The organism is Fodinicola acaciae, from assembly GCF_010993745.1.
Classification (GTDB): Bacteria; Actinomycetota; Actinomycetes; order Mycobacteriales; family HKI-0501; genus Fodinicola; species Fodinicola acaciae.
The window spans coordinates 639,973-660,362 of record NZ_WOTN01000004.1 but is presented as its reverse complement, the minus strand read 5'-3'; the positions used below and the strand labels follow the sequence as shown (position 1 = coordinate 660,362).

General features: G+C 68.5%; 22 protein-coding genes and 1 tRNA gene. 14 read left to right on the top strand and 9 right to left on the bottom strand.

Annotated features, from left to right (window positions below; all coding sequences use genetic code 11):
- Positions 1-212 precede the first annotated feature (212 nt).
- Positions 213-1,427, bottom strand: a complete 1,215-nt coding sequence (locus tag GNX95_RS38610; RefSeq protein ID WP_163512728.1) for a cytochrome P450 — start codon at positions 1,425-1,427, stop codon at positions 213-215.
- 19 nt (positions 1,428-1,446) lie between these two features.
- On the bottom strand, positions 1,447-1,920 hold the full coding sequence (locus GNX95_RS38605) for a hypothetical protein (RefSeq protein ID WP_163512727.1): 474 nt from the start codon (positions 1,918-1,920) through the stop codon (positions 1,447-1,449).
- 64 nt (positions 1,921-1,984) lie between these two features.
- On the opposite strand from GNX95_RS38605, the gene GNX95_RS38600 reads away from it, so the two are divergent.
- From GNX95_RS38600 to GNX95_RS38585, 4 genes are all read left to right on the top strand, one after another.
- The gene (locus tag GNX95_RS38600; protein ID WP_163512726.1) at positions 1,985-2,614 is read left to right on the top strand and encodes a TetR/AcrR family transcriptional regulator; all 630 of its coding nucleotides are present in this window, start codon (positions 1,985-1,987) and stop codon (positions 2,612-2,614) included.
- Positions 2,615-2,681: 67 nt separating this feature from the next.
- Positions 2,682-3,812 (top strand): Re/Si-specific NAD(P)(+) transhydrogenase subunit alpha, encoded by a 1,131-nt coding sequence (locus GNX95_RS38595; RefSeq protein ID WP_163512725.1) that lies wholly within the window; start codon positions 2,682-2,684, stop codon positions 3,810-3,812.
- Positions 3,812-4,114, top strand: coding sequence for an NAD(P) transhydrogenase subunit alpha part 2 (locus tag GNX95_RS38590; RefSeq protein WP_163512724.1), 303 nt, complete (start codon positions 3,812-3,814; stop codon positions 4,112-4,114). Before GNX95_RS38595 ends, GNX95_RS38590 begins: the two co-directional genes overlap by 1 nt.
- On the top strand, positions 4,111-5,517 hold the full coding sequence (locus tag GNX95_RS38585) for an NAD(P)(+) transhydrogenase (Re/Si-specific) subunit beta (RefSeq protein ID WP_163512723.1): 1,407 nt from the start codon (positions 4,111-4,113) through the stop codon (positions 5,515-5,517). The genes GNX95_RS38590 and GNX95_RS38585 overlap by 4 nt, the downstream gene beginning before the upstream one ends.
- Before the next feature lie 68 nt (positions 5,518-5,585).
- Here GNX95_RS38585 and GNX95_RS38580 read toward each other — a convergent pair whose 3' ends face one another.
- On the bottom strand, positions 5,586-6,146 hold the full coding sequence (locus tag GNX95_RS38580; RefSeq protein WP_163512722.1) for a YceI family protein: 561 nt from the start codon (positions 6,144-6,146) through the stop codon (positions 5,586-5,588).
- Between the two features lie 151 nt (positions 6,147-6,297).
- Here GNX95_RS38580 and GNX95_RS38575 point away from each other — a divergent pair, with 151 nt between their 5' ends.
- A complete protein-coding gene (locus GNX95_RS38575) occupies positions 6,298-6,684 on the top strand; it encodes a winged helix-turn-helix transcriptional regulator (protein ID WP_163512721.1) in 387 nt (128 codons plus the stop codon).
- A gap of 254 nt (positions 6,685-6,938) precedes the next feature.
- On the opposite strand, the gene GNX95_RS38570 is transcribed toward GNX95_RS38575, so the two are convergent.
- Positions 6,939-7,024: transfer RNA gene (locus GNX95_RS38570), tRNA-Leu, on the bottom strand.
- 98 nt (positions 7,025-7,122) lie between these two features.
- Here GNX95_RS38570 and GNX95_RS38565 point away from each other — a divergent pair.
- The 7 genes from GNX95_RS38565 to pknB all read left to right on the top strand — a co-directional run bounded on the left by GNX95_RS38565 (position 7,123) and on the right by pknB (position 16,117).
- Complete coding sequence (locus tag GNX95_RS38565) at positions 7,123-7,956, top strand: FHA domain-containing protein (RefSeq protein WP_163512720.1); 834 nt, start codon at positions 7,123-7,125, stop codon at positions 7,954-7,956.
- Positions 7,957-7,970: 14 nt separating this feature from the next.
- Positions 7,971-8,444 carry an FHA domain-containing protein FhaB/FipA gene (locus GNX95_RS38560; protein ID WP_163512719.1) on the top strand — a complete coding sequence of 158 codons (474 nt, stop codon included), beginning with the start codon at positions 7,971-7,973 and terminating at the stop codon, positions 8,442-8,444.
- Positions 8,445-8,508: 64 nt separating this feature from the next.
- Complete coding sequence (locus tag GNX95_RS38555; protein WP_163512718.1) at positions 8,509-9,822, top strand: PP2C family protein-serine/threonine phosphatase; 1,314 nt, start codon at positions 8,509-8,511, stop codon at positions 9,820-9,822.
- Positions 9,819-11,261 (top strand): FtsW/RodA/SpoVE family cell cycle protein, encoded by a 1,443-nt coding sequence (locus GNX95_RS38550; protein WP_163513808.1) that lies wholly within the window; start codon positions 9,819-9,821, stop codon positions 11,259-11,261. The genes GNX95_RS38555 and GNX95_RS38550 overlap by 4 nt, the downstream gene beginning before the upstream one ends.
- Positions 11,258-12,715 carry a penicillin-binding transpeptidase domain-containing protein gene (locus GNX95_RS38545; protein WP_163512717.1) on the top strand — a complete coding sequence of 486 codons (1,458 nt, stop codon included), beginning with the start codon at positions 11,258-11,260 and terminating at the stop codon, positions 12,713-12,715. The genes GNX95_RS38550 and GNX95_RS38545 overlap by 4 nt, the downstream gene beginning before the upstream one ends.
- Before the next feature lie 8 nt (positions 12,716-12,723).
- On the top strand, positions 12,724-14,247 hold the full coding sequence (locus GNX95_RS38540; RefSeq protein ID WP_163512716.1) for a serine/threonine protein kinase: 1,524 nt from the start codon (positions 12,724-12,726) through the stop codon (positions 14,245-14,247).
- 97 nt (positions 14,248-14,344) lie between these two features.
- Entirely contained in the window at positions 14,345-16,117 is a 1,773-nt protein-coding gene (gene pknB, locus GNX95_RS38535; RefSeq protein ID WP_163512715.1) for a Stk1 family PASTA domain-containing Ser/Thr kinase, read from the top strand.
- A 65-nt stretch (positions 16,118-16,182) separates the two neighbouring features.
- Here pknB and GNX95_RS38530 read toward each other — a convergent pair whose 3' ends face one another.
- The 3 genes from GNX95_RS38530 to GNX95_RS38520 are packed head-to-tail and all read right to left on the bottom strand — an operon-like array spanning position 16,183 to position 17,955.
- Positions 16,183-16,338 carry a hypothetical protein gene (locus GNX95_RS38530; RefSeq protein ID WP_163512132.1) on the bottom strand — a complete coding sequence of 52 codons (156 nt, stop codon included), beginning with the start codon at positions 16,336-16,338 and terminating at the stop codon, positions 16,183-16,185.
- 1 nt (position 16,339) lies between these two features.
- A complete protein-coding gene (locus GNX95_RS38525) occupies positions 16,340-17,113 on the bottom strand; it encodes a class E sortase (protein WP_163512714.1) in 774 nt (257 codons plus the stop codon).
- A complete protein-coding gene (locus tag GNX95_RS38520) occupies positions 17,110-17,955 on the bottom strand; it encodes a DUF881 domain-containing protein (RefSeq protein WP_222854260.1) in 846 nt (281 codons plus the stop codon). The genes GNX95_RS38525 and GNX95_RS38520 overlap by 4 nt, the downstream gene beginning before the upstream one ends.
- A 108-nt stretch (positions 17,956-18,063) precedes the next feature.
- Between GNX95_RS38520 and GNX95_RS38515 the strand changes: the two genes are divergently transcribed.
- Both GNX95_RS38515 and GNX95_RS38510 read left to right on the top strand, forming a co-directional pair.
- Positions 18,064-18,333, top strand: coding sequence for a cell division protein CrgA (locus GNX95_RS38515; protein ID WP_163512713.1), 270 nt, complete (start codon positions 18,064-18,066; stop codon positions 18,331-18,333).
- Between the two features lie 62 nt (positions 18,334-18,395).
- Positions 18,396-18,815 (top strand): PH domain-containing protein, encoded by a 420-nt coding sequence (locus tag GNX95_RS38510; RefSeq protein ID WP_163512712.1) that lies wholly within the window; start codon positions 18,396-18,398, stop codon positions 18,813-18,815.
- Between the two features lie 51 nt (positions 18,816-18,866).
- Here GNX95_RS38510 and GNX95_RS38505 read toward each other — a convergent pair whose 3' ends face one another.
- Entirely contained in the window at positions 18,867-19,754 is an 888-nt protein-coding gene (locus GNX95_RS38505) for a rhomboid family intramembrane serine protease (protein WP_163512711.1), read from the bottom strand.
- A 16-nt stretch (positions 19,755-19,770) separates the two neighbouring features.
- Positions 19,771-20,313 (bottom strand): peptidylprolyl isomerase, encoded by a 543-nt coding sequence (locus GNX95_RS38500; protein WP_246281916.1) that lies wholly within the window; start codon positions 20,311-20,313, stop codon positions 19,771-19,773.
- Positions 20,314-20,390: the final 77 nt, after the last annotated feature.

The window sequence follows — 20,390 nt, the reverse complement described above, 5'->3', positions numbered from 1 at the left end:
GTCGACCTGCCTGAGAAGTGTGGATCGGACCACCCGACTCTGCGCTCCGGCAGCCGTCGACACGCATGTCCAACGGCACCGGCCGGCCGGTACATATGTCACGGCCGGCCGTACGCCGTTCAGCCGACCCAGCGGCAGGTGCCGGATGCGCGCATGGCCACCATGCGTGCGTTGGACGAGCGCATGGCCACCATGCGTGCATCCGGCGTGAGTCAGCTGGTGGCGACCGGGAGGGTCGCCGGGCCGCGGAGGTTGATGCGGCCGTTCCAGCTGACCTCACCGGCCAGCCGGAGGTCGGGGAAACGGCGCACCAGACGGCCGATCGCGATCCGACCCTCGAGCCGCGCGAGCGCGGCGCCGAGACAGTGGTGGATGCCGCCGCCGAAGGAGACGTGGTGACGAGCGTTCGCGCGTTCGACGTCGACATTGTCGGCGTTGTCACCGAAAACAGCGGGATCGCGGTTCGCGGCGGCGAGGCTCACGATGACCGCCGAGCCGGTGGGAATGACATGACCACCGACCTCGTACGGCTCAAGCGTGACGCGGCGCGACATCTGCACCGGCGGGTCGAAACGCAGCAGCTCGTCGACGGCGTTGGCGTCCAGGTCGGGACGCGATGCCAGCAGCGAGAACTGCGCGGGATCGTTCAGCAGGGCCAACGTGCCGTTGGCGATCAGGTTGACGGTCGTCTCGTGGCCGGCCACGTAGAGCAACACGACCTGGCTGACCAGCTCCTCCTCCGACAGCCGGTCGCCGCCGTCCTCCGCGGCGATCAGCGCGGTCAGCAGGTCGTCGGCCGGATTGCGCCGCTTCCACTCGATGGCGTCGACGGTCAGCGCGGTGATCTGCCGGTCGGCGTCGGCGATCGCGGCGAGTACGTCGGGGTCGTTGACCGGCTCCAGCGAACGGACCAGCGTGCCGGTCAGCTCGCGCAGTCGTACGTGGTCGGTGTCGGGCATCCCCATCATCTCGGAGATCACCGTGAACGGCAGCGGAAAGGCCAGCTCGGTGACCAGGTCACCGCCGCCGGCGGCGGCGAGGCGGTCGAGGGCCTGGTCGACCAACTCGGTGACCCGAGGCGCGAGGGCCTCGATCGTCCGCATGGTGAAGGCCTTGACCACCAGCTTGCGCAGCCGCGTGTGGTCCGGCGCGTCGCGGTCAAGCATCGACAGTCCGACCGCACGGCGCGCCTCGTCGCCGTCGAGCTGGCGATACATCTCCGCCATCGCACCGGTGCTGATCCGGTGCTCCTCGACGGAGTGTTTGGACTTGAGCAGGTCGGACACGTCGCCGTGCCGGGTCAGCAACCAGAAGCCGAGCGGATGCTCGTGCACCGGCAGCCGCTCGCGGATGGCGGTGAGCTGCGGATACGGATTGGCGGTGAAGCCTGGTTCGAACGGGTTGAACATGAGCTCGGTCTGCGTCATCACGCCTCCCGTTTCGGGTTTAGGCCATGTCGAGGACCCGGCGGATCCGCCAGTTCACGAACCGCAACACGAAGCATCCTGACTCCGTGGGCTCGGCCGGCAGGACTGGCTCCGGGGTTGGTACGCGTACGCCGGTGGCCGCCACCAGCTGCCGCCACTGCCGGTCCTCGGCGGCGGCCAACGCCTTGTTGTCGTGATAGTTGTCCAGCACCGCGCGCAGCGCCGGACGAACCGCCGCCAAGTCGGTGTGCAGTCGTGCGAGGGCCGCCGGCAGATCCTCCGGAGACTCCTCCAACACCGCGTCGAGCCGCGCCGCGAAGGCGGTGGACCAGCGCTGGTGCACGGCGAGCAGGAAGTCGTCGAGCCCGCCGAACTCGTCGTCGATTTCGGTCAGGTACGCGGCCGGGACCTGCGGCGAACCGGTGCGGGACACGTGCTCCAGCACCGCGTTCAGCAGGTCGGTGCGGCGGTGCACCTGCTGCCAACCGGTCATCGGCCTACTCCAAGTCGGTCACATACTCTGGGTACGTACTCTGAGTATGTCTTAGACTCGGCGTATGTCAACCATCAAGAGCCGCCGCGAGGAGTATTCGGAAGCGACGCGCGCGGCTCTGCTGGAGTCGGCGACCAACCTGTTCGCCGAGCACGGCTACGTCCAGACCTCGCTGGACGACGTGGCCAGAGCCACCCGGATGACCCGCGGCGCCGTCTATCACCACTTCACCGGCAAGCAGGCCCTCTTCGAGGCGGTCGTCGAGCTGCAGGAGACGGCGATGAAGGCGGCGGTCACCGCGGCCGCCACCAGCGCGCCGGACGCCTGGCACGCGTCGATGGCCGGTCTCGACGCGTTCCTCGACTTCTGCGCCGACCCGGTCTACAGCCGGCTGGTCATGGAGGAAGGCCCGGTCGCGCTCGGCTGGAACAAGTGGAAGCAGCTCGAGGAACAGCACGCGTACGGTCTCACCGAGGCGTTTATCAAGCTGCTGATTGAGGCCGGCGAGGTCGAGGCGGTGCCACTGCCGACCGCGACACAGATCGTCTTTGGCCTGCTCTACGGAGCGTGCCGCGCCCTGGTGGAGGCACCGCCGGAGGACAAGGTGCGAGTGCGCGCCGAGTGCGGTCGGATCGTCCGGCGGATCCTGGATGGCCTGCATCCGAGTGTTCCGTTGCGGCACGCTGTCAACTGAGGAAACGCCGCGAGTTGTGTGACGATTAACTCCCCCGTACGGCCGGCTCGTCCTCTACGGTTCCGACATGAGACTCGCCGTACGAAAAGAGAGCAGGCCAGGCGAACGCCGCGTCGCGCTGCTCCCCTCTCAGGTCGAGCCGCTGGTCAAGCTGGGCTTCGACGTGGTGATCGAGTCGGGGGCCGGGGTCCAGGCGCTCGCTCCTGACGACGCGTACGCCGAAGCCGGCGCGACCGTGGTCACCGGCAGCGCGTTGTCAGACGCCGACGTGGTCCTGCACGTCAGACCGCTCCAGCCGGACGACATCGGCCAGCTGCGCCAAGGCGCCGTGACGATCGGTTTCGCGACACCGTCGGCCGAGCCCGACGGTGTGAAGGCGCTGCGCGCCGCCGGCGTGACCGCATTCTCGATGGAGCTGGTGCCGCGCATCTCGCGAGCGCAGTCGATGGACGCGCTCACCTCGCAGGCGCTGGTGGCCGGTTATCGCTGCGTGCTGGAGGCGGCCATGCGGCTGCCAAAGTTCTTTCCGCTGTTCATGACCGCCGCCGGCACGATCCCACCGGCTCGCGCTCTGGTGCTCGGCGCCGGCGTCGCCGGTCTGCAGGCGATCGCCACCGCCAAGCGGCTCGGCGCGGTGGTCGAGGCGTACGACGTGCGGCCGTCCTCCGCGGACGAGGTCAAGTCGATGGGCGCCACCTTCATCAAGCTGGAGCTGGAGGCGATCGAAGGCGCCGGCGGCTACGCACGCGAGATGACCGAGGACCGCGCCAAGCGGCAGCAGGAGCTGCTCACACCGTACATAGCCAAGGCGGACGTGCTCATCACCACCGCGGCCGTGCCCGGCCGTCCGGCGCCGCGGCTGGTCACCACCGCGATGCTCGAACAGATGGCGGCCGGCTCCGTGGTCGTCGACCTGGCCGCCGAGTCCGGCGGCAACGTCGAGGGATCGGTGCCAGGCAAGGACATCCGGGTCGGCGGCGCGACGCTGGTCGGGATGGCGGACGCCAGCTCCACCATGCCGGTGGACGCCAGCCGGCTGTACGGCAAGAACGTCACCGAGCTGCTCAAGCTCCTGGTCAAGGAGGAGAAGCTGGACATCGACTTCGACGACGAGGTGGTCGCCGGGGCCTGTCTGACCCACGACGGCGCCATCCGGCACGAACCGACCCGGCAGCAGATCGAGGGGGACAACGGCTGATGGACGGCGTCACCCTGCTCACCTTCTTCGTACTGGCCGTCGTGGTCGGTTTCGAAGTGGTCTCCAAGGTCTCCACCACCCTGCACACTCCGCTGATGAGCGGCGCGAACGCGATCCACGGCGTGATCCTGGTCGGCGCGATCGTGGTCACCGGCAAGACGACCAACACCATCACGCTGATCCTCGGCCTGGTCGCGGTCGTCCTCGCGACGGTCAACATGGTCGGCGGTTTCGTGGTCACCGACCGGATGCTCGAGATGTTCAAGGGCCGCCAGCCGGCGAAGAAGCGGGAGGAAGCGTGAACCTGCTCTCTCCGCCGGTCACGGCACTCATCTACCTGGTCGCGGCGATCTGCTTCATCATCGCGCTGAAGGGCCTGTCGGCTCCTGGTACGGCCAGGCGCGGCAACCTGATCGGCGCGGCCGGCGCGATCGTTGCCACGCTGGTCGCCTTCTTCTCCGCCGACCTGAAGAACGTCCCGCTGATCGTGTTGGCGATCGCGGTCGGCACCGTCATCGCCGTACCGACCGCGCGCAAGGTCGCGATGACCGCGATGCCGCAGCTGGTGGCGCTCTTCAATGGTGTCGGTGGCGCCGCGGCCGCGCTGGTCGCCGGCCTCGAGCTCACCGACAGCGCACACGGCACCGGCGCGGTCGCCGCCATCGCGGCCTCGGCCGGCGCGTTCACGGTGCTGGTCGGCACGGTCTCGTTCTCCGGCTCGGTCATCACCTACGCGAAGCTGCAGGAGCTGATGACGACCCGGCCGGTCACCTTCCCCGGCGGACAGTATGTCTTCGGGGTCTCGCTGGTCGCCGCGATCGGGCTCGCCGTCGGCGCGGTGGTCGTCGGCGCGACCGGTGGCTCCAGCGGCCTGTTGCTCGGCCTGCTCGCGCTGGTCTCGCTCGCGGTCGGTGTGCTGTTCGTGCTGCCGGTCGGCGGCGCGGACGTGCCGATCGTCATCTCACTGCTGAACGCCTTCACCGGCCTCACCGTGGCGGCGAGCGGCTATGTGCTGTCCAACACGCTGCTGCTGGTCGCCGGCACCCTGGTCGGCGCGAGCGGCACGATCCTGACCCGGCTGATGGCAGCCGCGATGGGCCGCAGCCTGACCAGCATCCTGTTCGGCGCGTTCCGGCCGGCCACCGGCGGTGCCGCCGGCGGCGGCGCTGACCGGCCGGTACGGTCCGGCAGCCCGGAGGACGTGGCCATTCTGCTCGGCTACGCGCGCAAGGTGATCATCGTGCCGGGCTACGGCCTCGCCGTGGCGCAGGCGCAGCACACTATCCGCGAGCTGGCCGACCTGCTCGAGGCACGCGGCACCGAGGTGCTCTACGGCATCCACCCGGTCGCCGGCCGGATGCCGGGCCACATGAACGTGCTGCTGGCCGAGGCGAACGTGCCGTACGAGGTGCTCAAGGAGATGGACGAGGTCAACCCGGAGTTCAAGACCGCCGACGTGGCGCTGGTGGTCGGCGCGAACGACGTGGTCAATCCGGCTGCCAAGACCACCCCGAACGCGCCGATCTACGGCATGCCGATCATGGAGGTCGAGGAGGCGCAGCAGGTCGTCTTCCTGAAGCGGTCGATGCGGCCGGGCTTCGCCGGCATCGAGAACGAGCTGCTCTATGACCCGAAGACGATGCTGCTCTTCGGCGACGCGAAGGAGTCGCTGAGCAAGGTCGTGGCGTCCGTCAAGTCGCTCTGAACAAAACGCCGCAGGGCCTTCCTACGTGTGCCTGGCGCACGTAGGAAGGCCCTTGCGGTCGTACGCGGTCAGCCCTCCTGGAGGGAGGCCTCGATCTCAAGCGTGACGGTGACCTTGTTGGCGACCATCAGCACGTCGGTGCCGGGGACGGCACCGGTGAAGCTGACGCCGAAGTCGCGGCGGTCGATCTCGGTCGTGGCGGTGAAGCCGGCGGCGGTGCCCTGCGGGCTGGGGCCGAAGCCGTTGACCTCGAGCTTGAGGTCGACGGACTTGGTGATGCCCTTGATGGTCAGGTCACCGGTGACGACGAAGTCGTCGCCGTCCCGCCGGACCGAGGTCGACTGGAAGGTCAGGTTGGGGTGCTTGTCCGACTCGAAGAAGTCGGCGGAGCGCAGGTGTGCGTCGCGCTGCTCCTGGTTGGTGTGGATGGAGCCGAGGTCGACGGTCGCGGTGACGGTCGACTCGAGCGGGTTCTCCGCCGTGACGATCTCACCGGAGAAGGTCTTGAACTCGCCTCGCACCTTGCTGACGGCCATGTGGCGTACCGAGAACCCGACGTGCGAGTGCACCGGGTCGATCACCCATTTGCCCGCCACGTAGCCGGGAATCTCCACGGTCGACGAGGTCATCGCGCTTTCTCCTGTTCATTTGGTTCTGATAGTTGCTTCAGTTCTGATTGGTTTCACAGTTCCTATTGAGAACCACCACGAACTGTAGGAACCTGGAGATGGCACTGGCAAGACGGCACTTTTCCCTGCCTCAGGCACACGGAGGTAACCAATGGCCGCACCCGTCACCGGGCCGCCGTACACGACCAACTGCAAGGCGCGCGAGGTGCTCGGCCGGATCGGCAGCAAATGGTCGATCTACGTGATCTCCATGCTCGGCGAGCAGACGATGCGCTTCGGCGACCTGAAGAAGTCGATCGACGGCATCAGCCAGCGGATGCTGACCGTGACGTTGCGCACGTTGGAGCGAGACGGCCTGGTCCGCCGTACGGTCTATCCGGTGGTGCCGCCGCGGGTCGAATACACGCTGACCCCGCTCGGGGCGACGTTGCTTGACGTCGTCGGCACGATGGCGCAATGGGCCGAGGAGCACGTGCCGGAGATCGACGTGGCCAGGCAGGCGTACGACTCACGTCCCGAGCCGGAGCCACTGGACTAGCCGCCGGATTGGCCCCCGGAACCGAATCCCTCAGCCTCTCGTTGACCTTTGCGTCTGTGGATGGCCACCTGCGGAGTCTGTTTCGACCTAGCTAAACCGGTCGTCCACACGGCAGGATCAACCCCAACCCGGCGGAGCGTGACGGAGGTGTGACGTGACTCTCGATCCGCGTCACAGCGCGGCCGCGTCCGGACGGAGCCGTCGTGACCAGGACGACGACTTCGCCTCGAGGGTGGTCCACCAGAAGGTGTTTCTGGTGGGCAAGGGGGGAGTTGAACCCCCACGTCCTTTCGGACACACGGACCTGAACCGTGCGCGTCTGCCATTCCGCCACTTGCCCTCGGTGCTGCACAACGGTAGCACGGAGGTCAGTGCGGGCCTGACGGCGGTGTCCGGTCCAGATACCATCACTCCTGGTCAATAATCGGGAGGGCGAACGTGGGGGTGCTGCAGCGCTTCGAGAAGCGGCTCGAGGGCTTGGTGGAGGGGGCTTTCGCCAAGGTCTTCAAGGGTGTCGTGCACCCGGTCGAGATCGCCAGCGCGATGCAGCGGGAGGCTGACGCGCACCGGTCGATCCTCGGCGGTGGCCGGACCCTGGTGCCGAACCGCTACATCATCGACCTTTCCGCGTCGGACCATGACCGGCTGGAGCAGTACGCGGCCGCACTGGCGCAGGAGCTGGCGCAGGCGCAGGCCGAGTTCATCGGCGAGCAGGGGTGGACGGTCTACGGCGACGTGATCGTCGAGATCGAGCGTGGCGACGGGCTGGACACCGGCATGTTCCGGGTGGTGAGCGAGGTCTACACCGGCAGTGTCGAGCCGGAGCCGCCGCCACAGCAGCAGTACGGCGGAGGCTATGGCGGTCCGCCGCCGTACGCGCCGACCGGGCCGGTGCCGCCGGCCTCGCTGGCGCAGTCGTCCGGGGGGCCGGCGCAGCCGTACAGCCCGGCGCCACCGCAGAACGACTACGGCTACGGCCAGCCGGTGGGGGCCACGGCGCGGCTGGTGGCCACCGACGGCCGGCAGTATTCGTTGTCCATCGGCTCAACCGTGCTCGGCCGCGGTGAGGCGGCCCAGGTGCGGATCGCCGACGTCGGCATCTCGCGGCAGCACGCGCGGCTCGACTTCGACGGATCGCGGGTGGTCATCACCGACCTGGGCTCGACGAACGGCACCGCGGTGAACGGCTCGCGGATCAACGCGGTGGCACTGCAGCCCGGTGACGTCATCCAGGTGGGCACGACCACCCTGACGTTGCGTCTGGACTCCTAGGGACAATCGCGGTCATGCCAGAGGTCGTACTCGCCGTCGCCCGCTTCGGGTTTCTCGCACTGCTGTGGATTTTCGTGTTCGCGGTGATCGGCGTCGTACGGCGTGACCTGTTCGGCACCAGGCAGAGCCGGCTGGTGGCCAGCCCGCGCGGGCTGCCGCCGGCGCCGACGCGACCCGCGAAAGTCCGGCGCGGCAAGGCGGCACGTACGCTGGTGGTCACCGAAGGCGCACTCGCCGGCACCCGCATCACGCTAGGAGACACACCCATCACCATCGGTCGCGCCGACGACTCAACGCTGGTGTTGACCGATGACTACGCCTCCACCCGGCACGCCAGGCTGATCCCCCGGGCCGGGCAGTGGTTGGTGGAGGATGTCGGCTCGACCAACGGGACGTACCTCGACCGCGCCAAGGTCACCGGTCCGACCCCAGTCCCCCTAGGTGCGGTCGTACGCATCGGCCGCACATCGCTCGAGTTGAGGTCATGACTCAGACTTCCCAAAGGCAGCGCAGCCTTGAGACCGACCAGACGACGATGACTGGCTCGGCCTCATGAGTCTGACCCTGCGCTACGCCGCCAAGTCCGACCGCGGGCTGATCCGCGAAGGCAACGAGGACTCGGTCTACGCCGGCCCCCGGCTGCTCGCGGTGGCGGACGGCATGGGTGGCATGGTCGCCGGCGAGGTGGCCAGCAACATCGTCGTAGCCGCGCTGGCGCCGCTGGACGAGGACGCACCCGGCTCCGACCTGGTCGACGCGCTGAAAGGCGCTGTCGCCGAGGCCAACGAGCAGCTCCGCCACGCGGTCGAGGACAACTCGGCGCTGGAGGGCATGGGGACGACGCTCACCGCGATGCTGTTCTCCGGCAACCGGCTCGCGCTGGTGCACGTCGGTGACTCGCGCGCGTACGTCTTCCGCGAGGGTGAGCTCAACCAGATCACCCGCGACGACACGTACGTGCAGATGCTGGTCGACGAGGGCCGGATCACCGCGGAGGAGGCCGGCAGCCACCCGCAGCGGTCGCTGCTGACCCGCGCGCTGGACGGCCGCGACGTCGACCCGGACTTCTCGGTGCGCGAGGCGGTGCCCGGCGACCGCTATCTGCTGTGCAGCGACGGCCTCACCGTCGTCGTCAGCGAGGACACCATCAGCGAGACGATGGCGCTGGACACGCCCGCGCTGGTCGCCGAGCGCCTGGTGGCGCTCGCCCTGCGTGCCGGCGCTCCGGACAACGTCACCGTGATCGTCGCGGACATCATGGAGAAGGAGACCGGCGACGACGCCCCGGTGGTCGGTGGCGCCGCGGCACGCGACCGCGGCCGCAAGTCCGGCGCCAGTCCCGACTCCGCCGCCGGCCGCGCCGCGCTGGCCCGGCCGAAAACCGACGTCGAGGAGGAGCCGGAGGACTTCGACGAGCCGGCGCCGCCGCGGCACCGGATCCGTACGACCCTGCTCATCCTGGCCGCGCTGATCGTGGTCGTCGCCATCGGCTACGGCGGCTGGACGTACACGCAGGCGCAGTACTACGTCGGCGCCGCCTCGGACGGCCACGTCGCGATCTTCCGCGGCGTACGCGGCTCGGTCGCCGGCATCAGCCTGGCCAGGGAGGCCAGCCGCAGCGACCTGAAGGTGTCCGACCTGCTGCCGGTGCCGGCCCGCCAGGTGCAGGAAGGCATCACCGCGCAGAACGAGAGCGACGCGCAGGCGATCCTGGACCGGCTGCGCAACAACCTCAAGCCGCTGTGTCCGGTGCCGGAGCCGAGCCGGCCCGCTGGCAGTGCGTCCCCCAAGCCATCCCCCAACCCGTCGCCGACCCCGTCAGCCAGCCCGAGCAACTCCGCCGACTCGACCTGCCGACCACGATGACCTCGCCGACCGCCGCACAGGCAGCAGCCAGCCAGCCGAGCCGAGCCGCGCGCCGGCCGCCGACCCGCCGCAACGCGGAGCTGGTGCTGCTTCTCGTCGTGGCGGTCATCCTGGTCGCGCTGTCGGCCGCCATCCAGGCCGCGCTGCAGAGCAAGGTGGACAGCTCCAGCCTCTACATCCCGGTCGCACTGACCGTTTTGTTCGTGATCGCGCACATGGTCGTCCGGTTCTTCGCCTCGTACGCGGATCCGGTCATCCTGCCGTGCGTAGCGCTGCTCAACGGCATCGGCGTGCTGTTCATCAACCGGCTCGGCATGGAGTCGGTGAAGGCGCAGGCCTCCAAGCCGGCGATGTACGGCGGCAATGGCACCAGGCAGGTGATCTGGACGATCGTGGCGATCGCCGCCTTCTGCGTGGTGATGCTGCTGATCCGCGACCACCGGATCCTGTCCCGCTACTCGTACACGCTGGGGATCGTCGGTCTGGTGCTGGTGATCGCGCCGGCACTGCTGCCAGGCAGCATCAGCGACCCCGGCAACAACGGCGCCAAGATCTGGATCGTGTTACCCGGCCTCGGCGGCATCCAGCCAGGTGAGTTCGGCAAGCTGGCGCTGATGGTCTTCTTCGCGTCGTATCTGGTCAGCAAGCGCGACGTGCTGTCGCTGGCCAGCAAGCGGTTCGTCGGCATCGACCTGCCGCGCGGCCGCGACCTCGGACCGGTGGTGACCGCCTGGGCCGTCTCGCTGCTGGTGCTGATGTTCGAACGCGACCTCGGCACCTCGCTGATGTACTTCGGCATCTTCATCGCGATGCTCTACATCGCCACCGAACGGACCAGTTGGCTGCTGATCGGCCTGCTGCTGTTTCTCGGCGGCTCGGTGCTGGCCTGGGCCCTGGTCAGCCGCGTACAGCTGCGCGTGGACATCTGGCTGCATCCGTTCGCCGACCCCACCGACAAGGGCCTGCAGCTCGTCCAGTCCTTGCTCGGCTTCGGCACCGGCGGCATCTTCGGCACCGGCCCCGGCGCCGGCCATCCGACGATCGTGCCGGTGGCCGCCAGCGACTTCATCACCACGTCGATCGGCGAGGAGATCGGCCTGTTCGGCATGACCGGCGTGCTGATGCTCTATCTGCTGATCAGCCTGCGCGGCCTGCGGTCGGCGCTGGACGTACGCGACTCGTTCGGCAAGCTGCTGGCCGGCGGCATGGCCTTCTCGATCGGCCTGCAGGTCTTCGTCATCGTCGGCGGCGTCTCCGGCCTGATCCCGCTCACCGGCATCACCACCCCGTGGCTGTCATACGGCGGTTCGTCGCTGCTGGCAAGCTGGATCCTCGTGGCCATCCTGCTGCGGATCTCCGACGCCGGCCGGCGTCCGGTCGTGCCGGCCGCGCCGGCGACCCAGCTGCAGAGTGCGCAGACCGAGGTGGTGCGGCTGTGAACGCTCCGCTGCGCCGGGTGGCGGTCGCCGTGATGGTGCTGTTCACCCTGCTGTTCCTCAACCTCAACTGGGTCCAGGTCGTCAAGGGCGGCGAATACCGCAACAACCCGCTCAACCGGCGTACGCAGATCCAGGACTTCGACCGCAAACGCGGCCAGATCCTCAACGGCGACCGGCAGATCATCGCGGACACGCAGGCGACCACCGGCCAGCTGAAATACCTGCGCAAATACCCGGCCGGCAACCTCTACTCCGCGGTCACCGGCTATTTCCCGGTGACCGGCGACCCGTACGGGCTGGAGGCCTACCAGAACCAGTTCCTCACCGGCGACTCCGACAAGCTGTTCGTCCGCCGGCTGTCCGACCTGGTCACCGGCCGGCAGGCGCAGGGTGGCACGGTGCAGACGACCGTACGGCAGAAGGTGCAGCAGGCCGCCTACAACGCGCTCGGCAACCAGAAAGGCGCGATCGTCGCGCTCGACCCGACCAGCGGCGCGATCCTCGGCATGGTCTCCGGTCCGTCCTACGACCCCAACCAGCTGGCCACGCACAACTACGACGCCTATGTCGCGGCGTACAACAAGCTGATCAAGGATCCGAACAACCCGATCCGCAACAAGGCGACCAACGAGACCTACCCGCCCGGCTCGACCTTCAAGGTCGTCGACTCGGCGGTCGCGTTGGCCAACGGCTACAACCCGCAGAGCTCCATCCCGTCCGGCACGACGTACACCGCGCCGGGCACGACGACGCCGATCAAGAACGACCACGGCAGTTCCTGCGCCGGCGACGGCAAGACCACGACACTCCTCGACGCACTGCGAGTGTCCTGTAACACCGCGTATGCGCAACTTGCGGTGGCATTGGGAACGGACAAAATTCGCAATCAGGCCAACCAGTTTGGCTTTGGCGCCGATATCTCCAATGATTCTGTCCATGCAGCGACGAGCAAGCTCGGCGACATTCCCGACAAGCCCTCCCTCGCGCAGTCCGCGATCGGTCAGCGAGATGTCCGGATGAGCCCGCTTCAGGGTGCGATGATCGCTGGCGCGGTGGCCAACGGCGGCATCGAGATGAAGCCGTACCTCGTCAGCGACGTGCTGGGGCCGGACCTGTCGTCGCTGGGCAAGACCTCACCGGAGCAGTACGGCCAGCCGATCACCCCACAGATCGCCGGCTCGCTTCAACAGATGATGCAGTCGGTCGTCGGACCGCACGGCACGGGTAAGGACGCCGCGATCTCCGACGTCACGGTGGGGGGCAAGACCGGCACCGCTCAGAACGGTGACGGTGGTGAGGACACGACCTGGTTCATCGGGTATGCGATCGACAAGGGCAAGCCGGTCGCTGCCGTCGCCGTCGTGCTGGATCACGCCGGTGGCTCGAGCTCGATCCCAAGTGGGATGGCTGGAAAGGTTCTGCAGGCCGCGGTAGAGGTGGCGAAGCAGCAATGAATGTGACCATGGGTGCGTTACTGGGCGGTCGTTACCGGCTCGACTCTCGCATTGCCGTCGGCGGCATGGGCGAGGTCTGGCGGGGACACGACGAGGTGCTCGGCCGGTCCGTCGCACTGAAGATCATGCACGCGCAGCTGTCCAGCGATCCAGGGTTCGTGGACAGGTTCCGCGCCGAGGCGCGCAACACGGCGCGGCTGCATCACCCCGGCATCGCCGCGGTCTACGACTACGGCGAGACGCAGCTGGAAGGCGGGCCACCCCAGGCCTACCTGGTCATGCAGCTGGTCGACGGCGAGCCGCTGTCCGACCTGCTGGCCAGGGTCGGCAAGCTGCCCGTCGACACCACCCTCGAGCTGGTCGCGCAGACCGCCGAGGCGCTGCACGCCGCGCACCGCGCCGGTGTCGTGCACCGCGACGTGAAGCCGGCGAACCTGATGGTCCAACACGACCCGGCCACCGGCGCCAACACCGTCGTGGTCACCGACTTCGGCATCGCGCGTACGGTCGAGTCGACCCACATCACCTCCTCCGGCCAGGTCTTCGGTACGGCCGCGTACCTGCCGCCCGAGCAGGCCGCCGGCAAGAAGGCGACCCCGGCCAGCGACCAGTACTCGCTCGGCGTCGTCGCCTACCTGTGCCTGTCCGGCCGCCGGCCCTTCACCGACGAGAACCCGACGCGGGTCGCGCTCGCCCACCTGCGCGACAAGCCGCCGGCCCTGCCGTCGGACATCCCACCGGCCGCGCGCGCACTCGTCACCCGCGCGATGGCGAAGGAACCCGGCTCGCGCTATGCCGACATGGAGGCACTGGCCGGCGCCGCACGCGCCGCGATGTCCGGCGTGGTGACCTCCTCCGGCAAGGCTCCTACGCCGCGGATCCCCAAGCCAGGCCGTGGCACGATCGTGCCAGCCACGCCGACGATGGCCAACGCGGCCGCGCTCGGCACGACGATCCGGCAGAGCCGCTCGCACCGGCGCGGCAGCGTGCTGGCGATCGGCATCGCGGCCGCCGTGGCGCTGGTGCTGATGGTCGGCGCCGGCTACGCGATCGCGATGAACAACCGGCCGCAGCAGGTGGCGCAGAAGACGCCGGCCGACGGCGGCAGCAACGAGTTCGACCAGTCGCCGCAGGGTGGCGCGACCAGCGGCGTACCGTCGCCGACGCCGTCGCCGAGCCAGTCCACCGCGGCCGGCCAGTCGCAGACTCCTGGCGCGCAGACTCCTGGCCAGACCGGTGGACCGTCGGCGCCGCCGAGCAGCCCCGGCCGTACGACCAAGCCGCAGCCACAGCCGATCGTCCTGGACCCCGGCGCCTATCAGGGCATGTCGTGTCCGGACGCGCGCTCGGCCATCGAGGCGAAAGGCCTGAACACCACCCGCGTGGACAAGGACGGCACGGCGAACGCGAAGCCCAACACCTTCCTGGACGTCAACCCGCGGCAGGCGTACAAGGGCCAGACCGTTACCGTGACATGCACCCCCGTCGCGTCGACACCGCCGTCGCCGACGCCTTCGGCGAGTACGAGCTAAGGCAGCCAGAGAGGTCAGGAAGAAAGCAGATGTACGTGCCAGCAAGGCGGCACAGCAGCCCCTGCGCAGGTCAGCGTGTTAGGTGGGGTGCCGTCTCATGACCGAGGCACGTCTGCTCGGTGGTCGCTATCAGCTCGGCGAGATCCTCGGCTACGGCGGGATGGCCGAGGTGCATCGCGGCACCGACCTGCGGCTCGGCCGCGATGTCGCGGTCAAGGTGCTGCGCGCCGACCTGGCGCGTGACCAGGGTTTCCAGACCCGTTTCCGGCGCGAGGCACAGAACGCCGCCGCGCTGAACCACCCGGCGATCGTGGCGGTCTACGACACCGGCGAGGAGACCAACGCCGACGGTGTCGCGCTGCCGTACATCGTCATGGAGTACGTCGAGGGCCGCACGCTCAAGGAAGTGCTGGCCGACGAGGGCCGGCTGCAGCCCGAGCGCGCCATGGAGATCACCGCGGACGTGTGCTCCGCGCTGGACTTCAGCCACCGCAACGGCATCGTGCACCGCGACATCAAGCCGGCCAACGTGATGCTGACGACCACCGGCTCGGTCAAGGTGATGGACTTCGGCATCGCCCGCGCGGTCGCCGGCGGCACGTCGACCATGACGCAGACGTCCGCGGTGATCGGCACCGCGCAGTATCTCTCGCCGGAGCAGGCCCGCGGCGAGACGGTCGACGCGCGATCGGACGTTTACTCCACCGGCTGTCTGCTCTACGAGCTGCTGATCGGTCATCCGCCGTTCACCGGCGACAGTCCGGTCGCGGTCGCATACCAGCACGTACGCGAGAACCCGATCCCGCCGAGCCAGCTCAACCCGGACGTGACGCCGGACGTCGACGCGATCGTGCTGAAGGCGATGGCGAAGAACCCGGCCAACCGCTATCAGTCCGGCGCCGAGATGCGGTCCGACCTGCTCCGCGCGGCCGCCGGCCGGCCGGTGTCCGCGACGCCGGTGATGAGCGACGACGAGCGTACGCAGCTGATCAACACCCCGCCGCTCCAGCAGCAGCACCACCGCCGCGTGGAGCCGGAGGAGGAAGACAGGCGCCGCCGCGGCCTGATCATCACCGGCGTGGTGATCGCGATCATCGTGGTCTTCGCGATCGCCGCCTTCGCCACGACCTTCCTGCTCAACAACTCCAAGTCCACGACTCCGAACGTGCAGAACCAGCCGGTCGCGGCGGCGCAGCAGCAGATGCAGAGCGCCGGCTTCCAGAAATGCCAGGAAAAGCCCGCGCCGAACGACTCGATCGCATCCGGAAACGTGATCGGGCAGGATCCGCCCGCCGGTGCCGCGGCGAGCAAGGGTGCCAGTTGCACGTTGACGGTGAGCAGCGGTCCGGCTTCGCAGGCCGTGCCCGACTTCACCGACAAGAAGTTCGCCGACGCCAAGGCCTGGGCCGATCCGCTCGGCATCAACGTCACGCAGCAGACCGACAGCTCCTCGTCCAAGCCGGCCGGCGCGATCGTCAAGCAGGACCCGGCACCGGGGACGAAGATGAAGAAGGGCGACACGCTGACGATCACCGTGTCCGGCGGCCAGGTCCAGGTGCCCGGCGTCGTCGGTGCCTCGGTGGACAGTGCTCGCAGCCAGATCACCGGCGCAGGCTTCAAGTTCCACATCTCCAGTTACAAGGACACCACCGACCAGACGCTGGACAACACGGTCGCGTCGCAGGACCCGGGCGATGGTGCCAAGGCCGCATCCGGCTCGACAGTCAACGTCGTGGTCTATCGCTACAAGCCGAAGGCGAGTCCGTCGACGAGTCCAACCGACGGCGGAATCACCATCGGCGGTCCCGGCGGGACACAATCACCGACGACCGGTCAGACCGGCACGACGAAGAACACCGCCGGCGCCTGATCCGCACCGTACGCGAGAGCCCCGCTGAGATGGCCTCAGCGGGGCTCTGTGGTCTCCGGGGTGGGTCAGCCCACCGTCACGTCGCCAAACGGCAGCAGCGGCTCCAGCAACGGGAAGACGACGAACCACAGCAGCGCCACCACACCGGCGACCAGGACCAGCGAACCGATGATCTTGCCGGGCAGGCCGCCGGGCAGGATGCGCCAGATGAAGCCGTACATCTCAGGCCCCCGCGATCTCGGCCGGGTCACCCTGCGAGACCGGCTGGGTGCGGGCCAGCGTGCCGTGGATGATCAGCCGCTCGTAGTTGTCCCACTTGGGGTTGCAGGTGGTCAGCGTGATCAGCCGCTGGGTCGGCGTGGCGCCCGGCTTGTGCGGCACGGGGTCGACGACCGACACCTCGTGCGGGTTGACGATCTCGGTGCTGCTGACCTTGTAGATGAACCAGTCGGTCCGGGTCTGGACGGCCAGCACGTCGCCATCCTTGAGCTGGTCGAGGTCGTAGAAGATGGCCGCGATCCGGTGGCCGGCGACCGCGAAGTTGCCGAGCTGGCCCGGCAGTTGCGACTTGGGATAGTGACCGGGCGAGAGCCTGATGTCGTGCGGTGTGACGCCTTCGACCACGGCCCAGCGCTTGTTCAGCCGTGGGATCACCAGCCTGGCCATCGCCTTGCCGGACAGCGGAGCGCTGGCCGTCGGGCCGCTCTTCCACTGGTTGTTGAGCTGGTTGTTGAGCACGTCCTGCTCGCCGTTGACCTGGATGGCCTTGCCATAGACCTCGTACGCGGCGAACAGCAGCACCACGAGACCGAAAGTGATCAGCGTCTGGCCGGCGCCGCGGATGATCGTGCGGATGACCGAGCCGACCGTCGGCGCCGCGGCGGCGTGCCGGCGTCGGCCGTACGTGCGACTGCCGCCGGTCTGGCGGTCGTCGTTGTTGCCATGGTTTCTATAGGGATCTCCGCCGAACGCAGCCGAGCTGCGATACACGGTCATCTGGTTCCTCCGGTCAGCGGCAGGGACACCTGGCCCGAGTAGCCCGGCACCTTCACATCTGTCTCGGTCTTGACCTGGTAGCCGAGACCGAAGTCGGCGGCCGCCTGGGTGAACGCCAAAACGGCGGGCGAGCTGGACAGCGCGGCCCGCATCCTCTCCGGTGGCCCGATCGCGGTGATCACGAACGGCGGCGAGTACGTACGACCGTACAGAAGCAGCACGTTGCCGACGCACCGTACTGCCCCGGTGGAGATCAACCGCTGCCCCATCACGCTGACCGCTTCCGCGCCGCCGGCCCACAGCGCGTTGACCACCGCCTGCACGTCCTGCTGGTGCACGACCACGTCGTTGACGGTGGCGCCGGGCGGCAGCTGGCCGTCGGCGGTGTGCGGCGCGTCGTTGAGTGAGACGGTCAGGCCGGGGCCGGCCAGCGCGGACAGGCCGGCCGGCTGGTCGAGCTTGTCGGCCTGAGACTGGGCGGCAGCGATGCGGCCGTCGTTGTGCGCGCGGTCGGCGGTGGCGAGCTGGATCTGCCGGCGCAGCTCGCGCGCTGTGGCCTCCTGCGAGTTGGCGGTGTTGTTGCGCGCGGTGATCAGCTGCTGGAGCTGGAGCTGGCGGCCGGAGCGCAGGTCGGTGCCGTTGGCGGTCTCCGCGCTGGTCGCGAAGAGCATGCCGGCGCCGACCATGACGACCGGTACGACGACGGCCCAGCGGGCCTGCCGGCGCCGTTCGGCCCGCCGGTCGGCACTGCGCGTACGGCCTGTGGACAACCCGGACGCCGCTGTGGAGGCCGGTGTGGACAAGGTGTGGTCAACCGAGTGGGAGGCCGCGTTCGTGTCCACGTCTGTGTCCCCGTTTGTGTCACGGACACCACCTGTGGACACGTTGCCTCCTCATCGCCCCGGATTGTTGTCTACGCTAGCTGGCGAGTGCCGCCTGAGGAGAAGCCAGTGCCGAAGTCCCGCGTACGCAAGAAGAAGGTCTACACCCCGCCGACGGAGTCCAATCCGGCGGCGATGGCCCGCGCAAGGAAGCGTCGGCCCAGCTCACGCTGGGTGCCGATCACCGCGCTGGTGCTCATCGTGGCCGGCATCGCCTGGCTGGTGACCTACTACATGACCCAGGGCCAGTATCCGATCGCGGCCTGGACGTTCTGGAACCTGGCGGCCGGTTTCGGCCTGCTGGTGGTGTCGCTCGGGGTCCTCACACAGTGGCGTTGAGCCGCGAAAACACAGTCATGTAGTTTTCCCCAGGCGTTATCCACAGTGTGGAAAAGGACGGTGTGGACAACGTGACGCGGTGGCGGGTCCCGACCCGTTACGTGGTGCTGAAGGCGGCCGTCACGGTCGCCTTCGCCGCGACCGGCCTGTTGCTCGGCCGGGGCGACCGGATCGCGCTGATCCTGACCGTGTCCGGCACAGCGGCGCTGCTCGCGTACGCGTTGCGGGATCTGCTGGCTCCGGTCAGGCTGTCCGCGGACGGCGCCGGCGTACGCGTGGTGAGTGGCTACTGCGGCCATCTGGACGTGCCGTGGTCGCGGGTCGAGCGGATCCGCGTCGACGAACGCCGGCGGCTCGGCCTGCGTACGGAGACGCTGGAGATCGACACCGGCGAGCGACTGCACCTGTTCTCCGCCGGTGAGCTCGGCGCCGACTGTGCCGACGTGGCCGACCAGCTGACCAGCCTGCGGACCGGACGCTGACGGAAAAGGCCCCCGTCCACGATCGGGACAGGGGCCTTTGTGCTTGCGCGATCAGCCAAACACTCCGTATGCGGCGGTCCGAAGGGCGACCAGCACCGCCAGCACGAGGAACACGCCGACGAGCGTGCCGACCTGCACCGGGAGCCGCCACTGGCCGCGCGGCGCGTACGCCAGGCCGAGGCCGAGTGCCGCGCCGGCGGCCAAGCCGCCGATGTGGCCGAAGATCGAGATCCCCGGCACCACGAACGTGATCACCAGGTTGAGCACGATCACCGTGACCAGGCCGCCGATGTTGGCCCTCAGCTTGCGGAAGAAGAAGATCAACGCGCCGAACAGGCCGAAGATCGACGCCGACGCACCGGCTCCGGCACTGCCGAACAGATAGATCAGCGTCGTGCCGCCGAGACCGGCCAGCAGATAGAGCACGGCAAACCGCCAACGGCCGACCAGCCGCTCGGTCTCCCGGCCGAACAGCCACAACGCGTACATGTTCAGCGCCAGGTGGATGATGCCGATGTGGACGAAGTCGGCGGTGATCAGCCGATAGAACTCACCGCTGGCCACACCGTTTGGCTCGGTGGCGAAGAACTGCAGGACCGGACCGCCGCCGCCGTACGCGATCTGGCCAACCTGCTGCGGCGACGCGCCGAGCGCCAGCGACCAGACCAGGTTGAGCACGTAGATCGCGACGTTGACCGCGATCAGCACGTACGTGACCGTGCCGCGCTCGCCGGCGATCGAGCCGCCGAACACCGTGCGGCCCGGCCGGCTGGTCCGGTTGCCCTCGCGTACGCAGTCGGGACACTGGAAGCCGACCGAGGCCGCGTTCATGCAGTCGGGACAGATCGGCTTGTTGCACCTGGTACACCGGATGTGCGTCTCGCGCGACCCGTGCCGATAGCAGGTCGGCGGACTGCCGACCGGCGGTTGCATGGTCATCTGCGCACCCTGGTCGTCAGCTCTGCACCCGCTCGATGACCACCGACTCGATCTTCTGCTCGGTGACAGGACGGTCGGCGGCACCGGTGCGGGTGGTGGCGATGGCGTCGACGACCTTCCTGCTGTCGTCGTCGGCGACCTCGCCGAAGATCGTGTGCTTGCCGTTCAGGTGCGGCGTCTGACCCACCGTGATGAAGAACTGCGAGCCGTTGGTGCCGCGGCCCATCTGGATGCCGGCGTTCGCCATGGCCAGCAGGTAAGGCCGGTTGAACTGCAGCTCGGGATGGATCTCGTCGTCGAACTGGTAGCCGGGTCCGCCGAAGCCCTGACCCAGCGGGTCACCACCCTGGATCATGAAGCCGGAGATCACCCGGTGGAAGATCGTGCCGTCGTAGAGCTTGCGGTTGGTCTTCTGCTTGGTCGCCGGGTCGGTCCACTCGCGCGAACCCTCGGCGAGCTCGACGAAGTTGCGGACGGTCTTGGGCGCGTGGTTGGGGAACAGTCGGAGCCTGATCTGACCGGATGTCGTGGTCAGGGTGGCGTAGAGTTCCTCGGCCAACGGTCTGCTCTCCTTGTGTCGTCGGTCTCGTTTGCGTAACCGACGGACAGCTGGTCGGGCCGTACGGACTGGGCAAA

Excerpts from the sequence above, each read along its gene's own strand:
- GNX95_RS38610 (WP_163512728.1), bottom strand. The coding sequence starts at position 1,427 with ATGACGCAGACCGAGCTCATGTTCAACCCGTTCGAACCAGGCTTCACC.
- GNX95_RS38605 (WP_163512727.1), bottom strand. The coding sequence starts at position 1,920 with ATGACCGGTTGGCAGCAGGTGCACCGCCGCACCGACCTGCTGAACGCG.
- GNX95_RS38600 (WP_163512726.1), top strand. The coding sequence starts at position 1,985 with ATGTCAACCATCAAGAGCCGCCGCGAGGAGTATTCGGAAGCGACGCGC.
- GNX95_RS38595 (WP_163512725.1), top strand. The coding sequence starts at position 2,682 with ATGAGACTCGCCGTACGAAAAGAGAGCAGGCCAGGCGAACGCCGCGTC.
- GNX95_RS38590 (WP_163512724.1), top strand. The coding sequence starts at position 3,812 with ATGGACGGCGTCACCCTGCTCACCTTCTTCGTACTGGCCGTCGTGGTC.
- GNX95_RS38580 (WP_163512722.1), bottom strand. The coding sequence starts at position 6,146 with ATGACCTCGTCGACCGTGGAGATTCCCGGCTACGTGGCGGGCAAATGG.
- GNX95_RS38575 (WP_163512721.1), top strand. The coding sequence starts at position 6,298 with ATGGCCGCACCCGTCACCGGGCCGCCGTACACGACCAACTGCAAGGCG.
- GNX95_RS38560 (WP_163512719.1), top strand. The coding sequence starts at position 7,971 with ATGCCAGAGGTCGTACTCGCCGTCGCCCGCTTCGGGTTTCTCGCACTG.
- GNX95_RS38555 (WP_163512718.1), top strand. The coding sequence starts at position 8,509 with ATGAGTCTGACCCTGCGCTACGCCGCCAAGTCCGACCGCGGGCTGATC.
- GNX95_RS38550 (WP_163513808.1), top strand. The coding sequence starts at position 9,819 with ATGACCTCGCCGACCGCCGCACAGGCAGCAGCCAGCCAGCCGAGCCGA.
- GNX95_RS38540 (WP_163512716.1), top strand. The coding sequence starts at position 12,724 with ATGGGTGCGTTACTGGGCGGTCGTTACCGGCTCGACTCTCGCATTGCC.
- pknB (WP_163512715.1), top strand. The coding sequence starts at position 14,345 with ATGACCGAGGCACGTCTGCTCGGTGGTCGCTATCAGCTCGGCGAGATC.
- GNX95_RS38530 (WP_163512132.1), bottom strand. The coding sequence starts at position 16,338 with ATGTACGGCTTCATCTGGCGCATCCTGCCCGGCGGCCTGCCCGGCAAG.
- GNX95_RS38525 (WP_163512714.1), bottom strand. The coding sequence starts at position 17,113 with ATGACCGTGTATCGCAGCTCGGCTGCGTTCGGCGGAGATCCCTATAGA.
- GNX95_RS38505 (WP_163512711.1), bottom strand. The coding sequence starts at position 19,754 with ATGACCATGCAACCGCCGGTCGGCAGTCCGCCGACCTGCTATCGGCAC.